General features: G+C 69.1%; 21 protein-coding genes. 16 read left to right on the plus strand and 5 right to left on the minus strand.

Annotated features, from left to right (window positions below):
* Nucleotides 1–105: 105 nt before the first annotated feature.
* Both ACFE87_RS14905 and ACFE87_RS14910 read left to right on the plus strand, forming a co-directional pair.
* Nucleotides 106–618 carry a tripartite tricarboxylate transporter TctB family protein gene (locus tag ACFE87_RS14905; RefSeq protein WP_375460436.1) on the plus strand — a complete coding sequence of 171 codons (513 nt, stop codon included), beginning with the start codon at nucleotides 106–108 and terminating at the stop codon, nucleotides 616–618.
* Nucleotides 619–626: 8 nt separating this feature from the next.
* Nucleotides 627–2,141: a tripartite tricarboxylate transporter permease gene (locus tag ACFE87_RS14910; RefSeq protein ID WP_375460437.1), complete on the plus strand. Its 1,515-nt coding sequence runs from the start codon at nucleotides 627–629 to the stop codon at nucleotides 2,139–2,141.
* A 13-nt stretch (nucleotides 2,142–2,154) separates the two neighbouring features.
* Here ACFE87_RS14910 and ACFE87_RS14915 read toward each other — a convergent pair whose 3' ends face one another.
* Nucleotides 2,155–2,901 carry a hypothetical protein gene (locus tag ACFE87_RS14915; RefSeq protein WP_375460438.1) on the minus strand — a complete coding sequence of 249 codons (747 nt, stop codon included), beginning with the start codon at nucleotides 2,899–2,901 and terminating at the stop codon, nucleotides 2,155–2,157.
* Nucleotides 2,902–3,163: 262 nt separating this feature from the next.
* On the opposite strand from ACFE87_RS14915, the gene ACFE87_RS14920 reads away from it, so the two are divergent.
* The 5 genes from ACFE87_RS14920 (at nucleotide 3,164) to ACFE87_RS14940 (ending at nucleotide 8,160) form a co-directional block, all read left to right on the plus strand.
* The gene (locus ACFE87_RS14920) at nucleotides 3,164–4,447 is read left to right on the plus strand and encodes an ABC transporter substrate-binding protein (RefSeq protein ID WP_375460439.1); all 1,284 of its coding nucleotides are present in this window, start codon (nucleotides 3,164–3,166) and stop codon (nucleotides 4,445–4,447) included.
* 36 nt (nucleotides 4,448–4,483) lie between these two features.
* Nucleotides 4,484–5,209, plus strand: a complete 726-nt coding sequence (locus tag ACFE87_RS14925) for an ABC transporter ATP-binding protein (RefSeq protein WP_375460455.1) — start codon at nucleotides 4,484–4,486, stop codon at nucleotides 5,207–5,209.
* Between the two features lie 99 nt (nucleotides 5,210–5,308).
* Nucleotides 5,309–6,013, plus strand: a complete 705-nt coding sequence (locus ACFE87_RS14930; RefSeq protein ID WP_375460440.1) for an ABC transporter ATP-binding protein — start codon at nucleotides 5,309–5,311, stop codon at nucleotides 6,011–6,013.
* A gap of 231 nt (nucleotides 6,014–6,244) precedes the next feature.
* On the plus strand, nucleotides 6,245–7,114 hold the full coding sequence (locus tag ACFE87_RS14935) for a branched-chain amino acid ABC transporter permease (RefSeq protein WP_375460441.1): 870 nt from the start codon (nucleotides 6,245–6,247) through the stop codon (nucleotides 7,112–7,114).
* Complete coding sequence (locus ACFE87_RS14940) at nucleotides 7,111–8,160, plus strand: branched-chain amino acid ABC transporter permease (RefSeq protein ID WP_375460442.1); 1,050 nt, start codon at nucleotides 7,111–7,113, stop codon at nucleotides 8,158–8,160. The genes ACFE87_RS14935 and ACFE87_RS14940 overlap by 4 nt, the downstream gene beginning before the upstream one ends.
* Nucleotides 8,161–8,609: 449 nt before the next feature.
* On the opposite strand, the gene ACFE87_RS14945 is transcribed toward ACFE87_RS14940, so the two are convergent.
* From ACFE87_RS14945 to ACFE87_RS14955, 3 genes are all read right to left on the minus strand, one after another.
* Complete coding sequence (locus tag ACFE87_RS14945; protein ID WP_375460443.1) at nucleotides 8,610–9,089, minus strand: VOC family protein; 480 nt, start codon at nucleotides 9,087–9,089, stop codon at nucleotides 8,610–8,612.
* Between the two features lie 76 nt (nucleotides 9,090–9,165).
* Complete coding sequence (locus ACFE87_RS14950) at nucleotides 9,166–9,927, minus strand: SDR family NAD(P)-dependent oxidoreductase (RefSeq protein ID WP_375460456.1); 762 nt, start codon at nucleotides 9,925–9,927, stop codon at nucleotides 9,166–9,168.
* 5 nt (nucleotides 9,928–9,932) lie between these two features.
* Nucleotides 9,933–11,561, minus strand: a complete 1,629-nt coding sequence (locus ACFE87_RS14955) for a GMC family oxidoreductase (protein WP_375460444.1) — start codon at nucleotides 11,559–11,561, stop codon at nucleotides 9,933–9,935.
* 137 nt (nucleotides 11,562–11,698) lie between these two features.
* On the opposite strand from ACFE87_RS14955, the gene ACFE87_RS14960 reads away from it, so the two are divergent.
* The 9 genes from ACFE87_RS14960 to ACFE87_RS15000 all read left to right on the plus strand — a co-directional run bounded on the left by ACFE87_RS14960 (nucleotide 11,699) and on the right by ACFE87_RS15000 (nucleotide 22,569).
* Nucleotides 11,699–12,535 carry an HpcH/HpaI aldolase/citrate lyase family protein gene (locus ACFE87_RS14960; protein ID WP_375460445.1) on the plus strand — a complete coding sequence of 279 codons (837 nt, stop codon included), beginning with the start codon at nucleotides 11,699–11,701 and terminating at the stop codon, nucleotides 12,533–12,535.
* Nucleotides 12,536–12,786: 251 nt separating this feature from the next.
* The gene (locus ACFE87_RS14965; RefSeq protein WP_375460446.1) at nucleotides 12,787–13,614 is read left to right on the plus strand and encodes a DUF3108 domain-containing protein; all 828 of its coding nucleotides are present in this window, start codon (nucleotides 12,787–12,789) and stop codon (nucleotides 13,612–13,614) included.
* 129 nt (nucleotides 13,615–13,743) lie between these two features.
* A complete protein-coding gene (locus tag ACFE87_RS14970; protein ID WP_375460447.1) occupies nucleotides 13,744–17,511 on the plus strand; it encodes a helicase-related protein in 3,768 nt (1,255 codons plus the stop codon).
* A 16-nt stretch (nucleotides 17,512–17,527) separates the two neighbouring features.
* On the plus strand, nucleotides 17,528–17,833 hold the full coding sequence (locus tag ACFE87_RS14975) for an RNA-binding S4 domain-containing protein (RefSeq protein WP_375460448.1): 306 nt from the start codon (nucleotides 17,528–17,530) through the stop codon (nucleotides 17,831–17,833).
* Nucleotides 17,834–17,970: 137 nt separating this feature from the next.
* Nucleotides 17,971–18,309: a ferredoxin FdxA gene (fdxA, locus tag ACFE87_RS14980; protein WP_375460449.1), complete on the plus strand. Its 339-nt coding sequence runs from the start codon at nucleotides 17,971–17,973 to the stop codon at nucleotides 18,307–18,309.
* A 203-nt stretch (nucleotides 18,310–18,512) separates the two neighbouring features.
* Nucleotides 18,513–19,115 (plus strand): 3-isopropylmalate dehydratase small subunit, encoded by a 603-nt coding sequence (gene leuD, locus ACFE87_RS14985; protein WP_375460450.1) that lies wholly within the window; start codon nucleotides 18,513–18,515, stop codon nucleotides 19,113–19,115.
* A 154-nt stretch (nucleotides 19,116–19,269) separates the two neighbouring features.
* Nucleotides 19,270–20,466 carry a lytic murein transglycosylase gene (locus ACFE87_RS14990; protein ID WP_375460451.1) on the plus strand — a complete coding sequence of 399 codons (1,197 nt, stop codon included), beginning with the start codon at nucleotides 19,270–19,272 and terminating at the stop codon, nucleotides 20,464–20,466.
* 196 nt (nucleotides 20,467–20,662) lie between these two features.
* Nucleotides 20,663–21,547, plus strand: a complete 885-nt coding sequence (locus tag ACFE87_RS14995) for an aldose 1-epimerase family protein (RefSeq protein ID WP_375460452.1) — start codon at nucleotides 20,663–20,665, stop codon at nucleotides 21,545–21,547.
* 65 nt (nucleotides 21,548–21,612) lie between these two features.
* A complete protein-coding gene (locus tag ACFE87_RS15000) occupies nucleotides 21,613–22,569 on the plus strand; it encodes a threonine/serine dehydratase (protein ID WP_375460453.1) in 957 nt (318 codons plus the stop codon).
* Nucleotides 22,570–22,750: 181 nt separating this feature from the next.
* On the opposite strand, the gene ACFE87_RS15005 is transcribed toward ACFE87_RS15000, so the two are convergent.
* Nucleotides 22,751–23,191, minus strand: a 441-nt coding sequence (locus tag ACFE87_RS15005) for an Asd/ArgC dimerization domain-containing protein (RefSeq protein ID WP_375460454.1), incomplete at its 5' end; no start/stop codon positions are given.

The raw sequence follows: 23,191 nt of genomic DNA on the forward strand, positions 1-23,191 counted from the left end.
CTGGCCGCGCACCTCTCCGCTCGTCCTGGCGGAAGCCGGGACCCAGACCACCCCCCGTGCTGGATCCCGGCTTACGCCGGGATGAGCGGCGTCTGCTGAATCGCCATGCCTGACCTCGCTTCCGAAGACGAACGCCCGGTCGTCCGCTCGCGGAGCGTCGACATCGTCGTCTGCTTAGCGATCGTCGTCTTCGCGGCCGTGATGGCCTGGGACAATTGGCGCACCGGCGCGCGCTGGGCTGCCGACGGGCCGGAGGTCGGCTATTTCCCGTTCTACCTCTCGATCCTGCTCGGCGGCGCCGCCTTGGTCGGCCTCGTCTCGGCGATCCTCGACCATGCGGGGGAGGGCGGGGCGGCCTTCGTCACGCGCGACCAGCTGCGGCGCGTGGCTCAGGTCTTCGTGCCGACGCTGCTCTATGTCGCGGCGATGGAATATCTCGGCCTCTACGTCGCGAGCTTTCTCCTCGTCGCCGGGTTCATGATGCTCATCGGCCGGATCGCGCCCTGGAAGTCGGTGCTCGCCGCCTTCGTCTTCGTGGCGGTGATGTTCGGCACCTTCGAGGTCGCCTTCAACGTCATCATGCCGAAGGGACCGCTCGAAGCGGCGCTCGGCTACTAGAGGGCGGCATGGAAGCCTTCGGCCTGCTCCTCCAGGGTTTCACGGTCCTCCTCACGGTCGACAAGCTCGCGCTCATGATGCTCGGCCTCGTTCTCGGCATCTTCGTCGGCGTGCTGCCGGGCCTCGGCGGTCCGAACGGGGTCGCGATCCTCCTGCCGCTCACCTTCACGATGGACCCGACCTCGGCCATCGTGATGCTGTCCTGCATCTATTGGGGCGCGTTGTTCGGCGGCGCGATCACCTCGATCCTGTTCAACATTCCGGGGGAGGCCTGGTCGGTGGCGACCACCTTCGACGGCTACCCCATGGCCCAGCAGGGCCGCGCCGCCGAGGCGCTGACGGCGGCCTTCACCTCGTCCTTCATCGGCTCGATCGTCGCCGTCCTCCTGATCACCTTCCTGGCGCCCTCGATCGCGGGATTCGCGCTCCGGTTCGGGCCACCGGAATTCTTCGCCGTCTATCTCCTTACCTTCTGCTCCTTCGTCGGGCTCGGGCGCGAGCCGAAGCACAAGATCGTCGTGTCGCTCGCGCTCGGCTTCCTGCTCGCCGGGATCGGCATGGACACGGTCTCGGGCACGCTCCGGATGACCTTCGGCTCGACCGAGCTCCTGCGCGGCGTGAACTTCCTGGTCGCCGTGATCGGGCTCTTCGGGATCAGCGAGATCCTGCTCACCATGGAGGAGCGGCTCGCGCTCCGCGGCCACGCCGCCCGGATCAGCCTCAGGGTCGTCCTCGACGTCTGGAAGACGCTGCCGCGCTATTGGGCGACGCTGATCCGCTCCTCGGCGATCGGCTGCTGGCTCGGCATCACGCCCGGCGGCGCCATCGCGGCCTCTTTCATGGGCTACAACGTCGCCAAGCGCTTCGCCAAGGACAAGGAGAGCTTCGGCAAGGGCCGCATCGAGGGCGTGTTCGCGCCCGAGACGGCGGCCCATGCGGCCGGGACGGCCGCGCTCCTGCCGATGCTGGCGCTCGGCATCCCGGGCTCGGGCACGGCCGCGATCCTGCTCGGTGGCCTCATGGTCTGGGGCCTCAATCCGGGCCCGCTCCTCTTCGTCGAGCACAAGGACTTCGTCTGGGGGCTGATCGCGTCGATGTATCTCGGCAACGTGGTAGGTCTGATCCTCGTCATCACGACGGTGCCGATCTTCGCCGCTATTCTGCGCGTGCCCTTCGCGGCGATCGCGCCGATGATCCTCGTCTCCTGCGCGATCGGCGCCTACGCGGTCCAGAACGCCATGTTCGACGTCTGGCTGATGCTCGGCTTCGGCGTCCTCGGCTACGTGTTCAAGAAGCTCGGCTTCCCGCTCGCGCCGCTGACGCTGGCGCTCGTCCTCGGCAGCCGGGCCGAGGATGCGTTTCGGCTGACCATGATCGGGTCGGGCGGCGATCTCCGCGTCTTCTGGTCGAACGGGCTCGTCGGGTTCATCACCACGCTGGCGCTCGTCCTCCTGTTCTGGCCGCTGATCTCATCCGGCCGCGAGGCGCTGATGCGGGCCGCCGGACGCCTGCGGACGGCCTGACTGGGGCCGGAAGCTAGATCACGGCCTCCCGGGCCACGTGCCGGCAATCCATCTCGAATTCCAGGCCTCTCACCGGCGGCCGGCAATAATGCCAAGTGAGTCCGCCTCTGGTCGCGCCGCGCGGGACGATCTCGCTGGCCAGGAAGGGATGCAGGTCGTGGATCGTATAGACCTGTGTCGCGCCGACCTCGCGCCACGACATCCCGAGAAGGCCGAGCCGCCGCTCCATCTCGCCCAAGACGTAGCGCGCCTTCTCGGCGATGGCGTCGGGCGAGGTCTCGCCGGGCCGAACCGTGGCGTCCTCGTACCGGGCTCCGCCTTCGCGCGCCTCGCCGCTGCCGGCGATCACGAAGGTCGCGCGAGATTCGGGCTCCGCGACCGTGAAGGCGAAGGCATGGAAGGACGGCTCAGTGGGCGGATCGAACTCGGGGCAGACATTGCTGCGGGCGACCGGGTTCAGGTCGTCGCCCACCACGCCCCAGCGCCGGAGAGGCTCGACATAGCTCCGGTTGAAGTCGCGAAAGCCCTCGTCGGTGAAGGGGGCCGGCGACCGCAATTCGCAGGCGCAGAAGGCTGTGAGGGGCCTCCCGGCCGCCCGGATCTCCTCCTCGATGCGCCGGAAGCCCTCGGCGACCGGGACCGGTTCGAGGAACCGGACCCGGCGGATCGAGAACCCCGGCAGCGCCGCGACGCCGCCGGAATACTGGAACACGGCCGGGATCGCCCGGTACCCGCCTTCGGCGAAATTGATCGTGCTCATCCCTGTCCTCCCTCGGCCAGAACCCTACCGCGTCATTCCGTGGCCGCGAAGCGGAACTCGGAATCCATGGAAGCAGGCGGCAGGGAGTGATCCATCCAAGGGTGCAAGCCGTCATTCCGGGTTCTTGCTCCGCAAGCCCCGGAATGACGCTCGATTGCCCTTGCGAGGGACGTGTGCGCGCCATTGACAAGGCGTCGGCCTCCTCACCAAACTTCCGCCCAAGAACGAAGAGGCGTCGCAACGCGGCGTCGGGAGGAACGACATGAAGCTTCCAACGATCGCCGTGGCGAGCGCTCTCGCGGCCATGCTGTCGGGTGCTCCCGCCATGGCCGATATCAAGGTCGGCGTGGTCTACGATCTGACCGGCGCGCTGGCCGGCGGCGGCTCGAAGGCCGGCCAGATCGGCAACAAGATCGCGATCGACATGATCAACGAGCGTGGCGGGGTGGAAGGCCACAAGATCATTCCGTTCTATGCCGACGCACAGTCGAAGACCGATGTCGCGATCAACGAGGCCGAGAGGCTTCTGAACGACACCAAGGTCGACGTCATGATGGGCTTCTTCTCGAGCGCGCAATGCGTCCCGATCTCGGCCAAGGTCGATGCCGCGAAGAGGTTCATGTGGCTGAACATCTGCGTCGCGACCGCCGTGATGAAGGACAAGAACCTGCAATACGTGTTCCGGCCGCAAGTCCATTCGGACCAATACGGCGAGGCCTCTTGCAACTTCCTGGCCGAGAACGCGAAGGCGAAGTTCGCAAAGGACGTGAAGGACATCAAGGTTGCCGTCATCCACGAGGACGGTCCTTACGGCGCCGGCATCGCGGCGCTGAACGAGCAGAAATGCAAGTCGCTCGGCATGCAGATCGTCCACAAGGAGGGCTATGCCGCCACCTCGGGCGACCTCTCCGCGCTCGTGACCAAGCTCCGCCGGGCACGGCCCGACGTCATCCTCCACACCGGCTACAATCCGGACATCACGCTGTTCCTGCGCCAGTCCAAGGAAGCGGGCCTGAAATGGGACGCGCTGATCGGGCACGGCGCCGGCTACGCCCAGATCGACAAGCTCTACGAGACCTTCAAGGGCGAGGTGGATTACCTCTACAATGTCGATCCGGTCGCGGCGCAGCTTCTCGACGGCAAGAGCCTCGCCCCCGGCATCGGCGACCTCACGGCCGAGATGGTCAAGCGCTACAAGACCGAGACGGGCGCCTCCGAGGTGCCGACCCACGTCTCCAGCGGCTTCAACCAAGCCTGGATCTTCTTCGCCGACGTCCTGCCGCGTGCGATCAAGAAGCATGGCGGCTTCGACCCCGAGGCGCTGCGCAAGGCGGCGCTGGAGACCGACATTCCGGTCGGCGGCACCATCCAGGGCTATGGCGTGAAATTCTACGGGCCCGGCACGCCGCTCTCGGGCCAGAGCGAGCGATCCATGCCGGCCGTGATGCAATACGTGAAGGGCGAGACCAAGGTCGTGTCGCCGGCAGCGATCAAGACGGCGGACCCCGTGCTGCCGCTGCCGAAAGGCCACGCCTTCGCTCGCTGAGGGGCGGGCGGCATTGGAGCATCGCGGTTGACGACGATGCTCTCCGTCGCGGGGCTCACGAAAAGGTTCGGCGGGTTCACGGCCGTGAAGGACGTGAGCTTCTCCGTGGAGGAAGGCGAGATCCTGGGCCTGATCGGCCCGAACGGGTCCGGCAAGTCGACCACGTTCAATTGCGTCGCCGGGCTCCTGACGCCGAGCGCCGGCTCCATCCGGCTCGAGGGCCGCGAGATCGGCGGGGAACGGGCCGATCGCGTATGCCATCGCGGCATCGGCCGCACGTTCCAGATCCCACGCCCGTTCCGCAACCTAACGCTGATCGAGAATGTCGCGCTCTCGGCCTATTTCGGCCAGGACGGCAAGGTCGGACGCACCGAATGCTGGCGGCAGGCCGAGGAGGCGCTCCACCTCGTCGGCCTCCCCTTCGCGCTGCAGTTCTCGACGGAGGGGCTCGGCGCGGCGGCGCTGAAGAAGCTCGAACTCGCCCGGGCGCTCGCGACCCAGCCGCGCTTGCTCCTCGCCGACGAGAGCCTGAACGGCCTCGACCAGGCCGAGATGGCAAACGCCGCCGACATGCTCCGCCGCATCCGCACCGAGAAGGGGCTGACCATCGTCTGGGTCGAGCACATCATGGGCGTCCTGATGCGGGTCGCGGACCGGGTGGTGGTTCTCGACCACGGCGAGGTGATCTTCTCGGGCCGGCCGGCCGAGGCGCAGGCCGACCGCCGGGTGATCGAGGTCTATCTCGGGGCCGAGGAGGCGTGATGGTCCGGGTCCGCTCATCCCGGCGGAAGCCGGGACCCAGCTCCGGGCCCTGGGCCCCGGCTTGCGCCGGGGTGAGCGGTCTTGGGAGGGTCCGCCTCCATGCTTGAACTCTCCGGCATCCAGGCCGGCTATGCCGGCGCGCAGACCCTGTTCGACCTCTCGATGCGGGTCGATGCGGGCGAGGCGGTGGCGGTGATCGGCGCGAACGGCGCCGGGAAGACGACGCTGCTCCGGGTGATCTCCGGCATGCTGCCGGCGAGCGCCGGGACCATGACGATGGACGGCACCTCGCTGCGCGACATCGCTCCCCATCGCATCCTCGAGACCGGCATCGCGCATGTGCCGGAGAGCCGGCGGCTGTTCCCGGGCCTGACCGTTGAGGGCAACCTCAAGATGGGCGCCTTCATCCCGGCCGCGCGCGCCCGCTACCGGGAGCGGCTCGACTATGTCTACGGCCTGTTTCCGCGTCTGAAGGAGCGCCGGGCGCAACTCGCCGGCACGATGTCGGGCGGCGAGCAGCAGATGTGCGCCATCGGCCGCGCGCTCATGTCGTCGCCCAAACTCATCCTGCTGGACGAGCCCTCGATGGGACTGGCCCCGGTCGTGGTCCAGCAGGTCTTCGAACTGGTCCGGCGCATCCGCTCGGAGGGCTACACGGTGCTGATCGTGGAGCAGAATGTCCGGCAGGTGCTGAAGGTCGCCGACCGCGGCTACCTGATCGAAGTCGGCCGCATCCGGGCCGGCGGCACCGCGGCGGAGCTCCTCGCCTCGGACGCCGTCCATGACGCGTATATGGGAATCTAGGGATGGCAGGTCCGAACACCACGCCCGTTTACCCTCCCCTGGAGGGGGAGGGTCGGCGGCGAAGCCGGCGGGGTGGTGTGAACCGCCTTGTCCGACGCTTAGATGGCCGCGGGGGGCCGCCGGGCTCACCCCACCCGGACCTTCGGTCCGACCCTCCCCCTCCAGGGGAGGTTGGACGCGCGAGCTTCAAGCGGCCGCGAAGCGGCTGATGGCTAGGCGGATCGTCGGCTGATGGATTGCCAGCTCGACATGTTCTTCCTCGAGGCCGTGCTCAACGGCGTGCTGCTCGCGGGGTTGCTGGCCCTACTCGCGCTCGGGCTCAACCTCGTCTTCGGCGTCATCGACGTCGTCTGGATCTGCTACGCCGAGCTCGTGATGATCGGCATGTATGCAATCTTCTACGCCTACACGGGCGGGCTGCCGTTCCCCGTCGCGGCTTTGCTCGGGATCATCGGGGTGGCGGCGGCCGGCGCGCTCCTGCATTGGGTGGTGATCCGCCCCGTCCTCGACCAGCCGCCGATCAACCAGCTCCTCGTCACGGGCGGGATGCTGTTCTTCCTGCAGGCCGTCGCCACGATGGCTTTCGGGATCGAGTTCCGCTCGCTCGGTATCCGGCTCGGCTCAACGGGCTTTGCCGACATGACATTCGCCTGGTCGCGATTGCTGGCCTTCGTCGTGGCGCTCGCCGGGATGCTCGCGCTCTGGCTGTTCCTGTCACGCACCTTCCTCGGCACCGCGATCCGGGCGATCGCGCAGGACCGGCAGATCATGCCGCTGATGGGGGTCGACGCGAACCGGATCTACCTCTTCACGTCAGTGATCGGCGGGGCGCTGGCGGGGCTCGGCGCCGTGCTGATGGTCCTGCAATACGACATCTATCCCCAGATCGGCCTGCAATTCGGGCCGCTGATCTTCATGATCTGCGTCCTCGGCGGGCTCGGCAGCATGGTCGGCGGCTTCGTCGCCGCCTTCCTGATCAGCCAGTTCATCGCCATCGGCGGCTCCTGCATGGCGACCGAATGGGGCTACGCCGTCGCCTTCTTGTTCTTCATGGTCGCGGTGTTCGTCCGGCCGCAGGGCTTGTTCGGAGCGAAGTCGTGAGCGCCGCCGCGGCCGTTCGTCCGACCCGCGGCATCCCGCCTCTCGCCATTGCGGCCGCCGGGTTCGCGGCCCTCCTCGCCGTGCCGCTCCTGATCCGCTACGGCGCCCCGGGTTCCGAGCGCTACTACCTGCACATCCTGATCCAGATCCTGATCTGGTCCTTCATCTATACGGGCTGGTCGCTGATGGGCCGGTTCGGGCTGACCTCGCTCGGCCACGGCGCCTTCACGGGGATCGGCGCCTACGCGACCGTTCTTCTCTGGAATGTGCTCGGTCTCACGCCCTGGCTCGGCATCCCGATCGGGGTCGCGCTCGCGACGGTCGCGGCGCTGCTCGTCTCCTACCCGTGCTTCAACCTGCGGATCACGGGACACTATTTCGCACTGATGACGCTGGCGCTCACGGAATTCGTCCGCCTCTGCATCGTCGGCTGGCGCGACTATACGGGCGGCTCGCTCGGCACGCAGCCGCAGCGCGCGCCGGGCGGCGTCTCGCTCGTCGCGCTGCAATTCGAGCCCGACCGGGTGCTGTCCTACTATATCGCGCTCGCGCTCTGGGCCTTCGGCCTCTGGGTTTGGCTCCGCGTCGATCGCTCGATGGACCGCTACGCGCTCGACGCCGCGAGCCAGGACGAACAGGCCGCGGCCTCGGTCGGGGTCGACGTCACCCGCGAGAAGCTGAAGATCACCGGGCTCTCGGCAGCGATGTGCGCGCTTGGAGGCGCCATCTACGGCCAGTACCAGATGTATATCGGGCCGGACACGATCGCCGGCCTGGGCGTGTCGCTGAACATCGTCTTCGGCACGATCGCGGGCGGGCTGACGGTGCTCCTCGGGCCGACCGTCGGCGCCGTCTTCACCCAGCTCCTCTCCGAGGTGCTGCGCGTCGCCATACAGGGCTCCGGCCTGTCGCGCTGGATGGGCTCCTCCGCGCTCGCCCTCGACATGGCGGTCTACGGCGCGCTGCTCGTGTTCTTCATCATCTACATGCCGAAGGGCATCTTGGGGACGATTTTGGAGGCGCGGCGGCGGAGAGGGCGCGGCTAGGCCAGCGCCCGATGCCTCAGGGCTGGCCCGCAGCCGGACGGGCCCAGTTGCCAGCGCAACTGTTGTAGTCGCTCCGGATGATGATGCGGTCGGCCGCATTGGTAGGAGCGTTGCATCATGCCCTGCGGCGTCAGCCGGAAGGAGTTGTATAGCACGCAGCGCGGCAGGGGCGTGCCCTTCGCTGGCGCGGCAGCGGGCTGCGCTTCTGCCGCGGATACGTCGAAAACCAGGATCGTTGCGAGGGCTCCCGCCCGGAACAGGTGACGTATCAAGGTCGATGGCTCCGATCGTGACATCGGGGCGCCGTCTAGTGAGCGGTCGTTGCGTCCGTGTTTCGCGGGACACGGCCACGGCGCGCCGCGTCCGCCGGGCCGCTGTTGCCGGCCCGGTCACGATCGGGAGCGTCCCGGTCTCGACGCGCCTTCGAGGCTGAGGAGAGCCGCTGCGGGTCAGCCGCGTCGTGCCGCCTCGATCGCGGCGACGTCGATCTTCGTCATGTCCATCATCGCCGTGAAAGCCCGCTTCGCTTCCTCGCCGCCCGCAGCGATGGCCTCCGTCAGCACGCGTGGCGTGATCTGCCACGAGACGCCCCATCGGTCCTGGCACCAGCCGCAGGCATTCGCCTGGCCACAATTGCCGACGATGGCGTTCCAGTAGCGGTCGGTCTCCTCCTGGTCGTCGGTGGCGATCTGGAACGAGAAGGCGATGTTGTGCGTGACGGCCGGCCCGCCATTCAGGCCGAGGCAGGGGATGCCGGCGACGGTGAACTCCACCGTCAGCACGTCGCCCGCCTTGCCGGACGGGTAGTGGGTCGGAGCCCGGTGGACGGCGCCCACCGAGCTGTCAGGGAACGTCTCGGCATAGAACCGGGCCGCAGCCTCGGCGTCCTTGTCGTACCAGAGGCAGATCGTGTTCTTGGCGATGGCCATGGCTACTCCTCTTCCCGTGTGCGGTGCCTGAACCAAGCCGCCGCCGGTCGAGCAGAATGGGCGGAGCTCGCCCCGCTCACCCCTGCGACGAATACCCTCCGTCGACCGGGATCGCCGTCCCGGTGACGAAATCCGAGCCCGGGCCGCCCAGGAACACGGCGATGCCGGCGAGGTCCTGGGGTGCGCCCCAGCGGCCGGCCGGGGTGCGGGCGAGAACGCGGTCGTGCAGCCCTTCCACCTGCTGGCGGGCGCCGCGGGTGAGGTCGGTGTCGATCCAGCCGGGCAGGACCGCGTTCACCTGGATGTTGTCGATGGCCCAGGCGGTCGCGAGCGCCTTCGTCATCTGCACCACCGCGCCCTTCGAGGCCGCATAGGCGGTGGTGAAGGAGGCGCCGAAGATCGACATCATCGAGCCGATATTGATGATCTTTCCGCCGCCCGCTTCCTTCATCGCCGGGTAGACCGCCTGGGCGGCGAAGAACGAGCCCGACAGATTGGTGTCGAGCACCTGGTGCCATTCCTCCGCGGTGAAGTCCTGGGGCTGCTTGCGGATGTTGATCCCGGCATTGTTGACCAGGATGTCGAGCCGGCCGAAGCGCCTGGTCGCCTCCTCCACCATGGCCCGGCAGGAGGCCTGGTCGGCGATGTCGACCGCGATGAAGGCCGCCTCCGGGCCGAGGACGGCCAGCGCCTCCTCAGCCTTCGCGGCATCCCGTCCGGCGATCGCGACGCGGGCGCCTGCTTCGGCGAGGCCGCGCGCCATGCCGAGCCCGATGCCGCCGTTGCCGCCGGTGACGAGCGCCACCCGGTCCCTGAGATCGAACAAGTTCGTAGCGATGTCCGTCACCTGGCATCCTCCCTGATCATGTCAGAGGCCTTCTCGCCGATCATGACGATGGCCGCATTCGTGTTGCCCGACACGACCGACGGCATGATGGAGCCGTCGACGACGCGCAAGCCCTCGATTCCCCGAACCCGCAGGCGCTCGTCCACCACCGCGCCCGCATCCTGGCCCATCCGGCACGAGCAGGAGGGGTGGTAGAGCGTGGTCCCGGTCGCGCGGCCATAGGCCAGGATCTCGTCGTCGGAGGCGACGCCCGTGCCCGGCAGGTATTCGCCGTCGACGAAGGGCTGCATCGCCGGCTGTTTCATGATCGCGCGCAGCTGATGGAAGGCCGCGACATTGGTGTCCCGGTCGAGCCGCTCGGCGACGTAGCGCGGGTCGATCGCGGGCGCGGCGGTCGGGTCGGGGCTCGTGATCCGGACCGAGCCCCGGCTCTCCGGCCGAAGCTGGCAGACCGAGGCGGTGAAGCCAGAGAAGTCGTGCAGCCGCTCGCCCATCCGGTTCGTCGAGAGCGTCAGGAAATGCACCTGGATGTCCGGCGTCGCGAGGCGCGGTTCGGTCCGGAAGAAGGCGGCGGCGTAGCCCGCGCTTACCGTGAGCGGGCCCTTTCGCCGAAGCACGTAGCGGAGCCCGACCCGGGCCCGGCCGAAGAGCGTGCGAAGCTCGTCGTTCATCGTGATCGGCTGCGTGCAGCGGAGCACGAGCCGCATCTGGAAATGATCCTGGAAGCTCTCGCCGACGCCCGGCAGGTCGTGCAGGACCGGGATGCCGTGCTGCGCGAGAAGCGCGCCCGGCCCGATCCCGGACAGCTGCATGATCTGGGGCGAGTTGATCGCGCCGCCGGAGAGGATCACCTCGCGCCGGGCCCGGACCGCGCGCGTCACGCCGCCCTGCCGGTATTCGACGCCGACGGCTCGCCGGCTCTCGAACAGGATGCGGGTGGTGAGGGCCTCGGTCTCAATTTTCAGGTTCGGCCGCTTACGCGCTGGCCGCAGATAGCCGACCGCGGTGCTCCAGCGCCGTCCGCGCCGCGAGGTCGTCTGGAAATAGCCGCCGCCCTCCTGGGAGGCACCGTTGAAGTCTTCGTTGCGGGGAAGGCCGGCCTCGGCGCAGGCCTCGATAAAGGCGTCGCAGAGCGGATGCGGCTCGGTCGCGTCCGAGACGGCGAGGGGGCCTCCCGTGCCGTGATATTCGTCCGCGCCGCGGGTCTGGTCCTCGGAGCGGCGAAAATAGGGGAGGACGTCGGCAAAGCTCCAGCCGGCATTGCCGGCCTGACGCCAGCCGTCGAAATCCTCGTGCTGGCCGCGGATATAGACGAGGCCGTTGATCGACGAGGAGCCCCCGAGCACTTTTCCGCGGGGCTGGTAGATCACGCGGTCGTTGAGCTCGGCCTGGGGCACGCTGGAGTAGAGCCAGTTGACGCGGGCATTCGAGAACAGTTTGCCGTAGCCGAGCGGCACGTGAATCCAGGGATTCCGGTCGGAGGGTCCGGCCTCCAGGAGGAGGACCCGGTCGCGGCCGCTCTCCGTCAGCCGGTTCGCTAGCACGCAGCCGGCCGAGCCGGCGCCCACCACGATGTAGTCGGCCTCGTCAGTCGCGCCCGTCCCGGTGCCCCCGCTCTGGCTCATTCTTGTTTCGACCCGACGTTTCCCCTGGCTCCGGATAGCGCGTGGCCCGGGCGCGGGGCAACGGCCGCGACGGTCCATCCCGGCTTGTTCGCCCGGTGCGGAGCCCCTAACAGGGCCGCTCCCGCGGAGGCGACGCCATGCTCATGCGCTCTCTCCTGTTCGCACCGGCGAACAGGCGCGATCTCCTGGCCAAATTCCCGACCCTCTCGGCGGATGCCTATTCGCCCGATCTCGAGGACGGCACCCCGCCCGGCGAACGCGAGGGCGCCCGGGCCGCCCTCGCCGAAAACCTGAAGCTCGCGCGCGGCGGCAGGACGGAGGCCCGTTTCTTCGTGCGGGTGAACCCGGTCGGCTCGCCGGATTTCGAGAAGGACCTCGCGGCGGCACGAGCCGCTGGCGCCGACGGCCTCGTGCTGCCGAAGGCGGAGCGGCCGGCCGACATCGCGGCGCTCGGCGGCGGGCTGCCGGTAATCGCCGGCATCGAATCGATCCGCGGCGTGATCGACGTCATGGCGATCGCGGCCTGCCCGGGCGTCGCGGCGGTCTATTTCGGGGCGGAGGATTTCGCCGCCGACATGGGCGCGCGCCGGACACCGGACGGGCTCGAGGTGCTCTATGCCCGCTCCCAGGTCGTCCTGGCCGCCAAGGCCGCGGGCGTGAAGGCGCTCGACCAGGTCGTGATCGATATCCGCGACGACGACCTCTTCCGCAGCGACGCCCGGGCCGGCCGCGACCTCGGCTATGACGGCAAGATGTGCCTACTGCCGCGGCAGATCGGGCTTGCCCACGAGGTCTTCGGACCGAGCGCGGCCGAGATCGACCATGCCACCCGCCTGGTCGCCGCCTACGAGGCCGCCCAGGCCCGCGGCGCCGGGACGATCGATTTCGAGGGCCGCATGGTGGACGGGCCGGTCCTCAAGGCCGCCCAGGCCATCTTGGCTGCGGAGGCGGACCGGTCAGAACCGGCTCGTTGATTGTCACCGAGCGACCCGGCGCCTTTTCCCTCCCCCTTGCGGGGAGGGCCGAGTCGGCGAAGCCGAACCGGGGTGGGGGTGGTGCAGATGGCGACCTCCGGGTTCCTTCTGAGAGACCCCCACCCCGGACCCGTCCCCACAAGGGGGGAGAGCCGTGCCTGGACCCGTCGCCCGCGTGCTGCGAGATCGCTGGTTCCGGTCTGGGATCCGTCCTGCCTCGATTTCGCACCGACCCCATGCAAGATGCCCCGGTGCCCCTGATTCGCCATTTCTCCGGCCTCGGCCTCCTCGCCGCGGCGCTCGCCCTCTCGCCCGCGGCCGAGGCCGTCAGCCTGAAGGTCGATTACAAGATCACGCTCGGCGGGCTTGTTCTCGGCAATGCCGATTTCAACGGGACCTTCGAGGACGCGCGCTACGACATGCGGGTCAACGGCCAGCTGACGGGGCTTGCCGGCGCTTTCTCGGGCGGCAGCCGCGGTGCGGCGAGTGCGCGCGGGGCGGTGGCGGGGACGCGCGTCGTCTCGGCCGGCTTCTCGGCCACCGGCCGGTCGAGCTCGAGCGAGCGGACGGTGCAGCTCGGCATCGCGGGCGGCAACGTCACCGGGATCGAGATCAATCCGCCCTTCGAGGACCGGGGCGAGTACCGCGTGCCGCTGACCGAGGCGAGCAAGCGTGGCATCCTCGATCCGCTCAGTGGCATGGTGGCCGTAGCCCAGAATCCGGCGAAGCCGGTCGAGGCCGCGAATTGCAACCGCACCGTCCCGGTCTTCGACGGGACGCAGCGCTTCAACGTCATTCTCAGTTATTCCGACACTCGCCTCGTGCGGAAGCCCGGCTATACGGGGAACGTTCTCGTCTGCTCGGCCCGTTACGTGCCCGTGGCGGGACATCGTCCGGAGCGCCCGTCCGTGAAGTTCATGGAAGAGACCCGCGACATCTCGGTGTGGCTCGCGCCCGTCGAGGGGACCCGCATCCTGGCGCCGATCCGGATCTTGGTTCCCACCATGCTCGGTGTCAGCGTCGTCGAGGCGGAAAGCTGGACGCTGAACGGAGGCGAAAGCCGGGTCCCGACGCGCTAGGGCTGCCGCTTCAAGCCCGCCCGGGGGCGGTCGGGGGTTCGTTCCGCCGAATGCTGGAACCGCACCGAGATGCAATTCGGACCGCCTCGGGGGCGCGGCCTCCTGCCCGGGCCCATATAGAGCTCCGACATGGTCCGTTCCCTCCCGCCTCACTTGCGCGCCCGCGGCGTCACCGCCGTTCTCGGACCGACCAATACCGGCAAGACGCATCTCGCGATCGAGCGGCTGGTCGCCCACTCCTCCGGAATGATGGGGCTGCCGCTTCGGCTCCTGGCCCGCGAGGTCTATAACCGCGTCGTCGCGAAGGTCGGGCCCGAGGCGGTCGCGCTCGTGACCGGCGAGGAGAAGATCAAGCCCGATCGCCCGCGCTATTGGATCGCGACGGTCGAGGCGATGCCGCGCGACCTCGATACGGCCTTCGTCGCCATCGACGAAATCCAGCTCGCCTCGGATTTCGACCGCGGCCATGTCTTCACCGACCGTCTCCTGAACCAGCGCGGCCGCGAGGAGACCCTCATCATCGGCTCGGCCACGATGCGGCCGCTCGTGGAATCGCTGATCCCGGGCGTGAATGTCGTCACCCGGCCGCGCCTCTCCAACCTTTCCTTCGCGGGCGACAAGAAGGTCTCCCGCCTGCCGCCCCGCTCGGCCATCGTCGCCTTCTCGGCCGAGGAGGTCTACGCCATCGCCGAGCTCATCCGGCGCTATAGGGGCGGCGCGGCCGTGGTTCTGGGCGCGCTCTCGCCCCGAACCCGCAACGCCCAGGTGGCTCTCTTCGAGGCGGGCGATGTCGACTACCTGATCGCGACCGACGCGATCGGCATGGGCCTGAACCTCGATGTCGGCCACGTCGCCTTCGCGTCGCGGATGAAATACGACGGCTTCCAGTTCCGCGACCTCCGGCCGGCCGAACTCGGACAGATCGCCGGCCGGGCCGGCCGCCACATGCGGGACGGCACCTTCGGCTCGACCGGCCGCTGCGAGCCCTTCGACCCCGGGACGATCGACGCCCTCGAGAACCACCGCTTCGAGCCCGTGCAGATCGCGCAATGGCGCAATTCCGATCTCGACCTGCGCAGCCTCCAGGGCCTCCTCACGAGCCTCGCCGAGGTGCCGCGCGAGCCCGGGCTGACGCGGGCGCCGGTGGCGGACGACGAGGCGACCCTCGCCGCTTTGGCCCGCGAGGAGGATGTCCTGCGCATGGCGACGGGCCGTCCCGCCGTGGAGCGGCTCTGGGAGGTGTGCGGACTGCCGGATTATCGGCGTGTCTCGCCGATGGGCCATGCAGACCTCGTCGGCAGCATCTACGGCCATCTCATGAAGCCCCGCGGCCGGATCCCGGCCGACTGGTTCGCGCTCCAGCTCGCCATCGTCGACCGGACGGAGGGCGATATCGACACCCTGTCCCAGCGCCTCGCCCATGTCAGGACGTGGTCCTTCGTCGCGAACCGGCCCGACTGGCTCGCCGATCCGGAGCATTGGCAGGGCGTGACGCGTCGGATAGAGGACAGCCTCTCCGATGCATTGCACGAACGGCTGGCGGCGCGCTTCGTCGACCGCCGCACGAGCGTGCTGATGCGCCGCCTGAGAGAGAACGCGACCATGGAAGCCCTCATCACCGCCTCCGGCGACGTGACCGTCGAGGGGCAGCATGTCGGCCATCTGACAGGCTTCCACTTCGTGCCCGATCCGGCCGCGGACGGAACCGAGGCCAAGGCCGCCCTCCGCAACGCGGCCGCGAAGGCGCTCGCGGGCGAGATCGAGTCCCGGGCCGACCGCTTCGCGAATGCTCCGGACACCTCGCTCGTGCTGTCCAACGACGGCACGATCCGCTGGACGGGCGACCCGGTCGCCCGGATCGAGCCCGGCGACAAGGTCTACGAGCCGAGCCTTCGAATTCTCGCCGACGAGCAGCTGACCGGGCCCGCCCGAGACAAGGTGGATGTGCGCCTCCGGGCCTGGCTCAAGGCCTATGTGGTGCGCCTCCTGGGGCCGGCCCTGGAACTCGAGAACACGGCCGACTTGACGGGCCTCGCCCGCGGCATCGCCTTCCAGCTCTCGGAATCCCTCGGCATCCTGGAACGCTCGCGCGTCGCCCAGGACCTGCGCAGCCTCGACCAGCCCGGCCGCGCTGCCCTGCGGACCAAGGGCGTCCGCTTCGGTGCCTACCACGTCTACATGCCGGCGCTGGTGAAGCCGGCGCCCCGCATCCTCGCGGCCCAGCTCTGGGCGCTGCGCAATGGCGGCCTCGACCAGAAGGGGATCGACGAGATCGCGCATCTCGCGGGCTCCGGCCGGACCTCATTCCCGGTCGATCCCGAGATCTCGAAGGGCCTCTACCGGGCGGCCGGCTTCCGGGCCTTCCCGACGCGAGCTGTCCGGGTCGACATCCTGGAGCGCCTCGCCGATCTGATCCGGCCCGCCATCGCCTACCGGCCTGGCGTGACGCCGGGCGATCCGCCGCCCGGCGCGGCCGATGGCGAAGGCTTCGTCCAGACCGGCGCGATGACGTCGCTCGTCGGCACCTCCGGCGAGGATTTCGGCGCCGTCCTCAAGTCGCTCGGCTATTCGGCCGAGAACCGCGCCGGCCCGGCCATCACCGTGCCGCTCGTGCCGTCCAGGCCCAAACCCGTGCCGGCCCCCGCCGCTCCAGCCACGATCCCCGTTGATTCCGCCGAGATCGCCGCCGCTGAGATCGAGGTGGCAGAGTCGTTGGACCTCGTTTCGGAGGCAGCCGACGAGCCCGATCCCGGCATCCAGGACGATGCGGGTTCGGCCGAACCGACGCTCGGGCTGGTCGATGCGGAACTCGAACTCGCGGCCGATCGCCTACTGGCCGAAAGCGAGCCCGTCCCGACCCCGCCCGACCTCGATCTGTTAAACGCGATCGACGACGGTCCGAACGACGCGGCGGACGAGCCCGCACCGTCCATTCAAGACGAGCCCGACCCGATTCATCCTCCGCCTGAGTCGACGGGTCTCGCCGATCCGACCGCGGACGAGATCGCCGAAACCGCCGGCCTCCTGAGCGAGGCCGGGGATAGTCCGTCAACCGAGAGCAACGAGGCCCCGGTTGAGGGCGCAGACGAGGGCGCCGGCCCCGATGCGATCGATCCGACCGAACTGGAAGCGACGCCGGACGAGGCTGCCGCCGCAACCTCATTCGAGCCAGCCGCGCCCATCTCCGACACGGATGCCGGAGAACTCGATCTTACGGCCGCGGACGGGGATGCTCCTGCCGACGGACCGGAGCCCCTGCACGGCGAGGCAGCGATTTCGGCCGATGCTCAGCCTTCATCCGGCGCGGAAGAGCCTGGGGCCAACGCCGAGCCGGTCGAGCTCGTGATGATCGAGGTCTGGCGCCTGCAGCGGCACCAGCGCGAGCACCATCCGCGCGGCCGCCAGGGACGCCGACCGGATTCGCGCGGTCCTCGCCCCGAAGGCGCCCCACGAGCCGACCGGCCGCCGCGCCTGGATGCGCCTCGCCCGACCGAGACCGGGCCACACCCGGGCGAAGCAGCCGGGGCGCCGCGAGCGGCCGAAGCCGGGCGCGGCCCAGGCGGGCACCGTGGCGGTGGACAGGGACGGGGACCAGGCGGAGCCTTCGGCCGCGACCGCGGCCCGGGCGGTGCCGGAGGCCCGCCTCCGCATGGCGGTCGCGACGGTTGGCCCGATCGCGGGCCCGGACAGGATCGTGGTCCGAGGCCGGATCGTGTTCCGGGACAGGAGCGCGGTCCGCGACCCGATCGCGACGCCCAGCGCGGACGGGGAGACCAGCAGCCCCGCTTCGAGGCCAGGCCGGAACGCCGCGAACGCGCGCCGGACCCGAATTCGCCTTTCGCGGCGCTTGCCGCCCTGAAGGCGCAGCTCGAGAAGAAGGACCGCGAGGACCGGTGAGGCCGGCCGGAGCGGCATGAGCGAGGGCCGGCAGCGCCTCGACAAGTGGCTCTGGTTCGCCCGGTTCGCCAAGACCCGGACGCTCGCGTCGCGCCTCGTCACAGATGGGTTCGTCCGCGTGAACGGGCGCCGCGCCGATGCTGCCGCGAAGCCGGTCGGGCCAGGCGACATCCTGACCATAGCACCGCAGCACCGGACGGCGACCGTGCGGATCCTGTCGTCCGGCGAGCGCCGTGGTCCCGCGACCGAGGCACAGGGTCTCTACGAGGATCTCGGCACCCGCGACGACGCCGCGCTTGTCACCGGAGCGGCCGGGCATTAAGCGCGGGGCCATGGCGCGGATCGGCCGGCTCGGCCCACGAGGGTTGGCACGGGGCCTGCGCAGACCTTCAGACAGATCGGCAAGGGTGGGCGACGTCGCCTCACTTTGCGCGATCCAGAGTGCCGGATCCGAGTGAGATGACCTACGTCGTCACCGACAATTGCATCAAGTGCAAGTACATGGACTGCGTGGAGGTGTGTCCGGTCGACTGCTTCTACGAGGGCGAGAACATGCTCGTCATCCACCCGGACGAATGCATCGATTGCGGTGTCTGCGAGCCGGAATGCCCGGCCGAGGCCATCAAGCCGGACACGGAACCGGCGCTCGAGACCTGGCTGAAGGTGAACGCCGACTTCGCGAAATCCTGGCCGAACATCACCCAGAAGAAAGAGGCGCCGGGCGACGCAAAGGAATTCGACGGCAAGCCCGGCAAGTTCGAGGCCTATTTCTCGCCGAATCCCGGCGGAGGGGATTGAGCCCCGTCCGCCTGCTCTGGCGGCCGGGAGAGCCGGTACATCCGCGGTCTCTCCCGGTCCAGAGCTCGAAGCGGCGCTGCCGCTTGCCTCAGCCTTAAAGCGGATATGGTTAGCAGCTCGTTAAGGTGCCAACCCGGCTGCCTGCAGCTTGACCGTCGGGCGCGGACACTTAAGACCTCGCTCGAACGAGCCGGAGCCGCCCCATGCAGCCTTTCACCACCCTGACCGGGGTTGCCGCCCCCATGCGGGCCGTCAACATCGACACCGACCAGATCATTCCGAAGAACTACCTGAAGACGATCAAGCGGACCGGCCTCGGCCGCGGACTCTTCGCAGAGCAGCGCTACAACGATGACGGCTCGGAGAATCCGGGTTTCGTCCTGAACAAGCCGGGTTACCGGCGGGCCGAGGTCATCGTCGCGGGCGACAATTTCGGCTGCGGCTCGTCGCGCGAACACGCCCCCTGGGCGCTCCTCGATTTCGGCATCCGCTGCGTCATCTCGACGAGCTTCGCCGACATCTTCTACAACAACTGCTTCAAGAACGGCGTCCTGCCGATCAAGGTCTCGCCCGAGGACCTGGAGAAGCTCTTCGACGACGCAGATCGCGGATCGAACGCCACGCTCACGATCGACCTCGAGAGCCAGACCATCCAGGGCCCCGACGGCGGCACCCTGCATTTCGACCTGGATCCGTTCCGAAAGCACTGCCTCCTCAACGGGCTCGACGATATCGGGCTGACACTCGAGAAGGGCCAGGCCATCGAGACCTACGAGGGCAAGCTCGCCGAGCGCGCCTGGGCCTGAGGCCTTCCATCCCCGGAGGGGAGGGCGAGTCGAAGCGCAGCTTCGAGCCGGGGTGGGGTCACTTGGCCGGGGTGTCCTCAGGAAGCGTCCTCGGCTCATCAAAGATTAACCATCAATCGGTGCAGTGGTCGGCCCGTTCAACCGGACCGCCGCCATGCGCCCCGCTCTTCTCTCCGCCTCCCTCGCCGCCCTCGTCGCCGGTGCGACCCTGTCGGGTGCGCCGGCCCAGGCGCAGGCCGATTTCCGCTCCTGCCTCGCCGGATTGAAGAGCAAGGCGGCCGCGAAGGGCATCTCCGGGGAGACCTTCGACAGCGCGACCGCCTCGCTCCAGCCCGACATGAAGGTGCTGGAGCTGCAAGGGAACCAGCCCGAGTTCAAGACGCCGATCTGGGACTATCTCGCGATGCTGGTCGACGACGAGCGCGTCCAGGACGGCCGGGCCGGCATGCAGCGGTGGGGCTCGGCGCTCGCCGCGGCGGAGAGCCGCTACGGGGTCGAGCGCCACATCATCGCCGGCGTCTGGGGGGTCGAATCGAATTTCGGCAAGGATCTGGGCGGCCGCCCGCTGGTCCAGTCGCTCACCACCCTCGTCTGCTATTCGGACCGACGTCGCGACTTCTATCTCGGCGAGCTGATGGCGACGCTGAAGATCATCGAGAACGGCGACATCGATCCGGCCAAGCTCACCGGGTCCTGGGCCGGGGCCTTCGGCCAGACCCAGTTCATGCCGACCACCTACCAGCGCCTCGCGGTCGATCTCGACGGCGACGGGCGTCGCGACATCGTCGACTCGGCACCGGATGCCCTCGGATCCACGGCCAACTTCCTTCGCAAGGCAGGATGGCAGCAGGGCGTTCCCTGGGGCTTCGAGGTGCGTGTCCCGGCCGGCGTGACGCCAGGTGGCCGTAAGGCGAAGAAGCCGCTGTCGAGCTGGGCGTCTTCCGGGGTAACCCGGATGGATGGCCGGCCGCTCTCCGGCGAATACGGGGCCGGGCTGATCATGCCCGCCGGCCGCGACGGGCCCGCCTTCCTGGTCACCAAGAACTTCGACGCGATCTTCTCGTATAACGGCGCCGAATCCTACGCGCTGGCGATCTCCGTCCTGTCGGACCGGTTGCGGGGCGGGTCGGGCGTGCAGGCCGAATGGCCGACCGACGATCCCGGCCTGACGCGGGCGCAGCGACGCGAACTGATGGCCCTCCTTGGGCGCCGCGGCTACGACGTCGGCGAACCCGACGGCCGCATCGGCCAGAAGACCCGCGACGCCATCAAGGACGTCGAGACGAAGCTCGGCATGAAGGCCACCGGCCGTCCGGGCGGACGCGTGCTGGAGGCCTTGCGGCGGGGCTGAAGCCTCCTGACAAACGAGTGCATCCTTCGAGGCCACGCTACGCGAGGCAGCTCGGATCGAGAGCTTGAGTCAGGCCGCCGTCTCGTCATTGCGAGGAGCGTGAGCGACGAAGTAACCCAGGAGCCAGTGCGCGGGCCCTGGATTGCTTCGCTCCGCTCGCAAGCGAGCCTCGAAGCATGCACCGGAATTCACGATCATGCAGCAGCCGACACCCACCATCCGCCTGGCGACCGGCGATGCTACGGCCGATATCGCCGCGCTCGGGGCCGAGCCGATGTCGTGGCGCGTCGGCGGGCGTGAACTGCTCTGGCAGGGCGATCCGGAGCATTGGGGCTTCCGGGCACCGATCCTGTTCCCGGTCGTCGGCGCCTCGGCGGGGGGCGAGGTTCAAGTGGACGGTGTGGCCTACCCGATGCCGCAGCACGGTTTTGCGCGGCGCTCGCTCTTCTCCGTCGTCGCGCAGAACCGGTCCTCCGCTCACTTCCGGCTGACGGAAAACCGAGACACGCTCCCGGCTTACCCCTTCCGCTTCACGCTCGACCTTCATGTGAGCCTGCAACCGACATCGCTCGATTTCCGCTACGAGGTCACGAACCCGGGTGATCGTGCGATGCCCTATGGCCTGGGTGTCCACCCCGCCTTTCCCTGGCCTTTCGCGGGGCAGGGGCGGGAAGGCCATCGGGTCAGGTTCGAGCGGGAGGAGAGCCCGGCCGTGCCCGAAATCGCCGCCGGCGGCCTCCTCGCCCGGCATGGGCGGGAGCTTCCGCTGCAGGGCCGCACGCTGCCGCTCTCGCCCGACCTCTTCACCGAGGCGCTCGTCTTCCTCCATGCCCGGAGCCGCTCGGTGAGCTTCGAGGCGCCGTCGGGCGCGGCGATCACCCTCTTGGTCCGGGATTTTCCGCATTTCGCGATCTGGACGAGGCCGACCGCGCCCTTCCTGTCGCTGGAAGCCTGGACCGCGCATGCGGATTGGGAGGATGCCGCGGGAGAACTCCGCTCCCGCGCCTCGATGACGATCCTCTCGCCCGGCGAGAGCCGCAGCCACGAGGTCACCTTTGCTTGGCGCGACGCGGCCGCGTGACGGCCGGTAGCTCGCGGCTCCCCGACGGGCTACATCCCGGCTCTCCCCGGGACCGGACGACGCAGATGACCAGCCCTCTCGGCCGCCACGACATCGACGCCGCCGCGACCCGCATCGCGGGTCGCATCCGCCGCACGCCGGTTCTCGATCCGGGGGAGGGCGCCTTTGGACAGGCCGAGCGCGTCGTGCTGAAACTCGAATATCTCCAGCATGCCGGCTCCTTCAAGACGCGAGGGGCCTTCAACGCCCTCCTGTCCGGCGGGGTGCCGACGGCCGGGATCGCGGCCGCGTCCGGCGGCAATCACGGGGCCGCCGTCGCCTACGCGGCCCGCGAGGTCGGCCATTCGGCCCGCATCTTCGTGCCCGAGATCGCGAGCGCGGCGAAGATCGCGCTCATCCGCCGTTGCGGGGCCGAGATCGTCATCGGCGGGGCCCGCTATGCGGACGCCCAGGAGGCCTGCGATGCCTATGTGGCCGAGACGGGCGCAAAACTCGTCCACCCGTTTTCGTCCCTCGAGACCATGGCCGGCCAGGGCAGCGTTGCGCGCGAATGGGACGAGCAGACCCCGGATCTCGACACCGTGCTGGTCGCGGTCGGAGGCGGCGGGCTCGTTTCCGGCATGTCGGCCTGGTGGGCCGGGGAGGGCCGCCGCGTCCGCGTCGTCGGGGTCGAGCCCGAAGGCTCGCGCGCGCTCCACGCGGCTTTCGAGGCCGGCGGGCCGGTCGATGTCGAGGTGAATTCCGTCGCGGCCGACTCGCTCGGCGCCCGGAATGTCGGGCAACTCGTCTACGAGGTCGCTAAAGCCGGGCTCGACCATGTCGCCCTCGTTCCGGACGAGGCCATCAGGGAAGCGCAGCGCCTTCTCTGGCGCGACGTCCGGGTCGCGGCCGAACCGGGCGGCGCGGCCGCGATGGCCGCGATCCTGTGCGGGGCGTACCGGCCGAGGCCGGGCGAGCGTGTCGGCGTTCTCCTCTGCGGCGCCAATATCGACGCGCGCGGCCTGTCCGAGATTGCCGCCTGACGTGAGGGCGAGGTGGAACCGGGCCGCCGCTCTGAATCGTTGTGCGTGCTTCGAGGCTCGCCTTCGGCTCGCACCTCAGCATGAGGAGGATTGTGGGTTCCACCACGCGCCTCATCCTGAGGTGCCCCGCGAAGCGGGGCCTCGAAGGACGCGGGACGCTTCAGCCCGAGCCGATCAGGTGTCAGGCGGCCTGCTTGCGGGCGACGAGCAGGTCCATCTGCACCATCGTCTCGGCGATCTGGATCGCGTTCAGCGCCGCACCCTTGCGGAGATTGTCGGAGACGCACCAGAAGGCGATGCCGTAATCGACGGTCGGGTCGTCCCGCAGCCGCGAGATGTAGACCGCGTCCTCGCCTGCGCTCTCGTGCGGGGTGACGTAGCCGCCCCGCTCGCGCCGGTCGACGACCACGATGCCGGGCGCGTTCTCCAGCAGCTCGCGGGCCTCGTCGGCCGAGAAGGGGTCGACGAACTCGACATTCACGGCTTCGGAATGGCCGACGAAGACCGGCACGCGCACGCAGGTGGCGACGAGCTTGATCTTCGGGTCGAGGATCTTCTTCGTCTCGACCACCATCTTCCACTCTTCCTTCGTGTAGCCGTCGTCCATGAAGACGTCGATCTC

Origin of the sequence: uncultured Enterovirga sp., from assembly GCF_964242715.1 — a bacterium.
Lineage (GTDB): Bacteria > Pseudomonadota > Alphaproteobacteria > Rhizobiales > Beijerinckiaceae > Enterovirga.

Coding starts and splice junctions, on each gene's coding strand:
- ACFE87_RS14905 (WP_375460436.1), top strand. CDS start 106: ATGCCTGACCTCGCTTCCGAAGACGAACGCCCGGTCGTCCGCTCGCGG.
- ACFE87_RS14910 (WP_375460437.1), top strand. CDS start 627: ATGGAAGCCTTCGGCCTGCTCCTCCAGGGTTTCACGGTCCTCCTCACG.
- ACFE87_RS14915 (WP_375460438.1), bottom strand. CDS start 2,901: ATGAGCACGATCAATTTCGCCGAAGGCGGGTACCGGGCGATCCCGGCC.
- ACFE87_RS14920 (WP_375460439.1), top strand. CDS start 3,164: ATGAAGCTTCCAACGATCGCCGTGGCGAGCGCTCTCGCGGCCATGCTG.
- ACFE87_RS14925 (WP_375460455.1), top strand. CDS start 4,484: ATGCTCTCCGTCGCGGGGCTCACGAAAAGGTTCGGCGGGTTCACGGCC.
- ACFE87_RS14930 (WP_375460440.1), top strand. CDS start 5,309: ATGCTTGAACTCTCCGGCATCCAGGCCGGCTATGCCGGCGCGCAGACC.
- ACFE87_RS14935 (WP_375460441.1), top strand. CDS start 6,245: ATGGATTGCCAGCTCGACATGTTCTTCCTCGAGGCCGTGCTCAACGGC.
- ACFE87_RS14945 (WP_375460443.1), bottom strand. CDS start 9,089: ATGGCCATCGCCAAGAACACGATCTGCCTCTGGTACGACAAGGACGCC.
- ACFE87_RS14955 (WP_375460444.1), bottom strand. CDS start 11,561: ATGAGCCAGAGCGGGGGCACCGGGACGGGCGCGACTGACGAGGCCGAC.
- ACFE87_RS14960 (WP_375460445.1), top strand. CDS start 11,699: ATGCTCATGCGCTCTCTCCTGTTCGCACCGGCGAACAGGCGCGATCTC.
- ACFE87_RS14970 (WP_375460447.1), top strand. CDS start 13,744: ATGGTCCGTTCCCTCCCGCCTCACTTGCGCGCCCGCGGCGTCACCGCC.
- ACFE87_RS14975 (WP_375460448.1), top strand. CDS start 17,528: ATGAGCGAGGGCCGGCAGCGCCTCGACAAGTGGCTCTGGTTCGCCCGG.
- fdxA (WP_375460449.1), top strand. CDS start 17,971: ATGACCTACGTCGTCACCGACAATTGCATCAAGTGCAAGTACATGGAC.
- leuD (WP_375460450.1), top strand. CDS start 18,513: ATGCAGCCTTTCACCACCCTGACCGGGGTTGCCGCCCCCATGCGGGCC.
- ACFE87_RS14990 (WP_375460451.1), top strand. CDS start 19,270: ATGCGCCCCGCTCTTCTCTCCGCCTCCCTCGCCGCCCTCGTCGCCGGT.
- ACFE87_RS14995 (WP_375460452.1), top strand. CDS start 20,663: ATGCAGCAGCCGACACCCACCATCCGCCTGGCGACCGGCGATGCTACG.
- ACFE87_RS15000 (WP_375460453.1), top strand. CDS start 21,613: ATGACCAGCCCTCTCGGCCGCCACGACATCGACGCCGCCGCGACCCGC.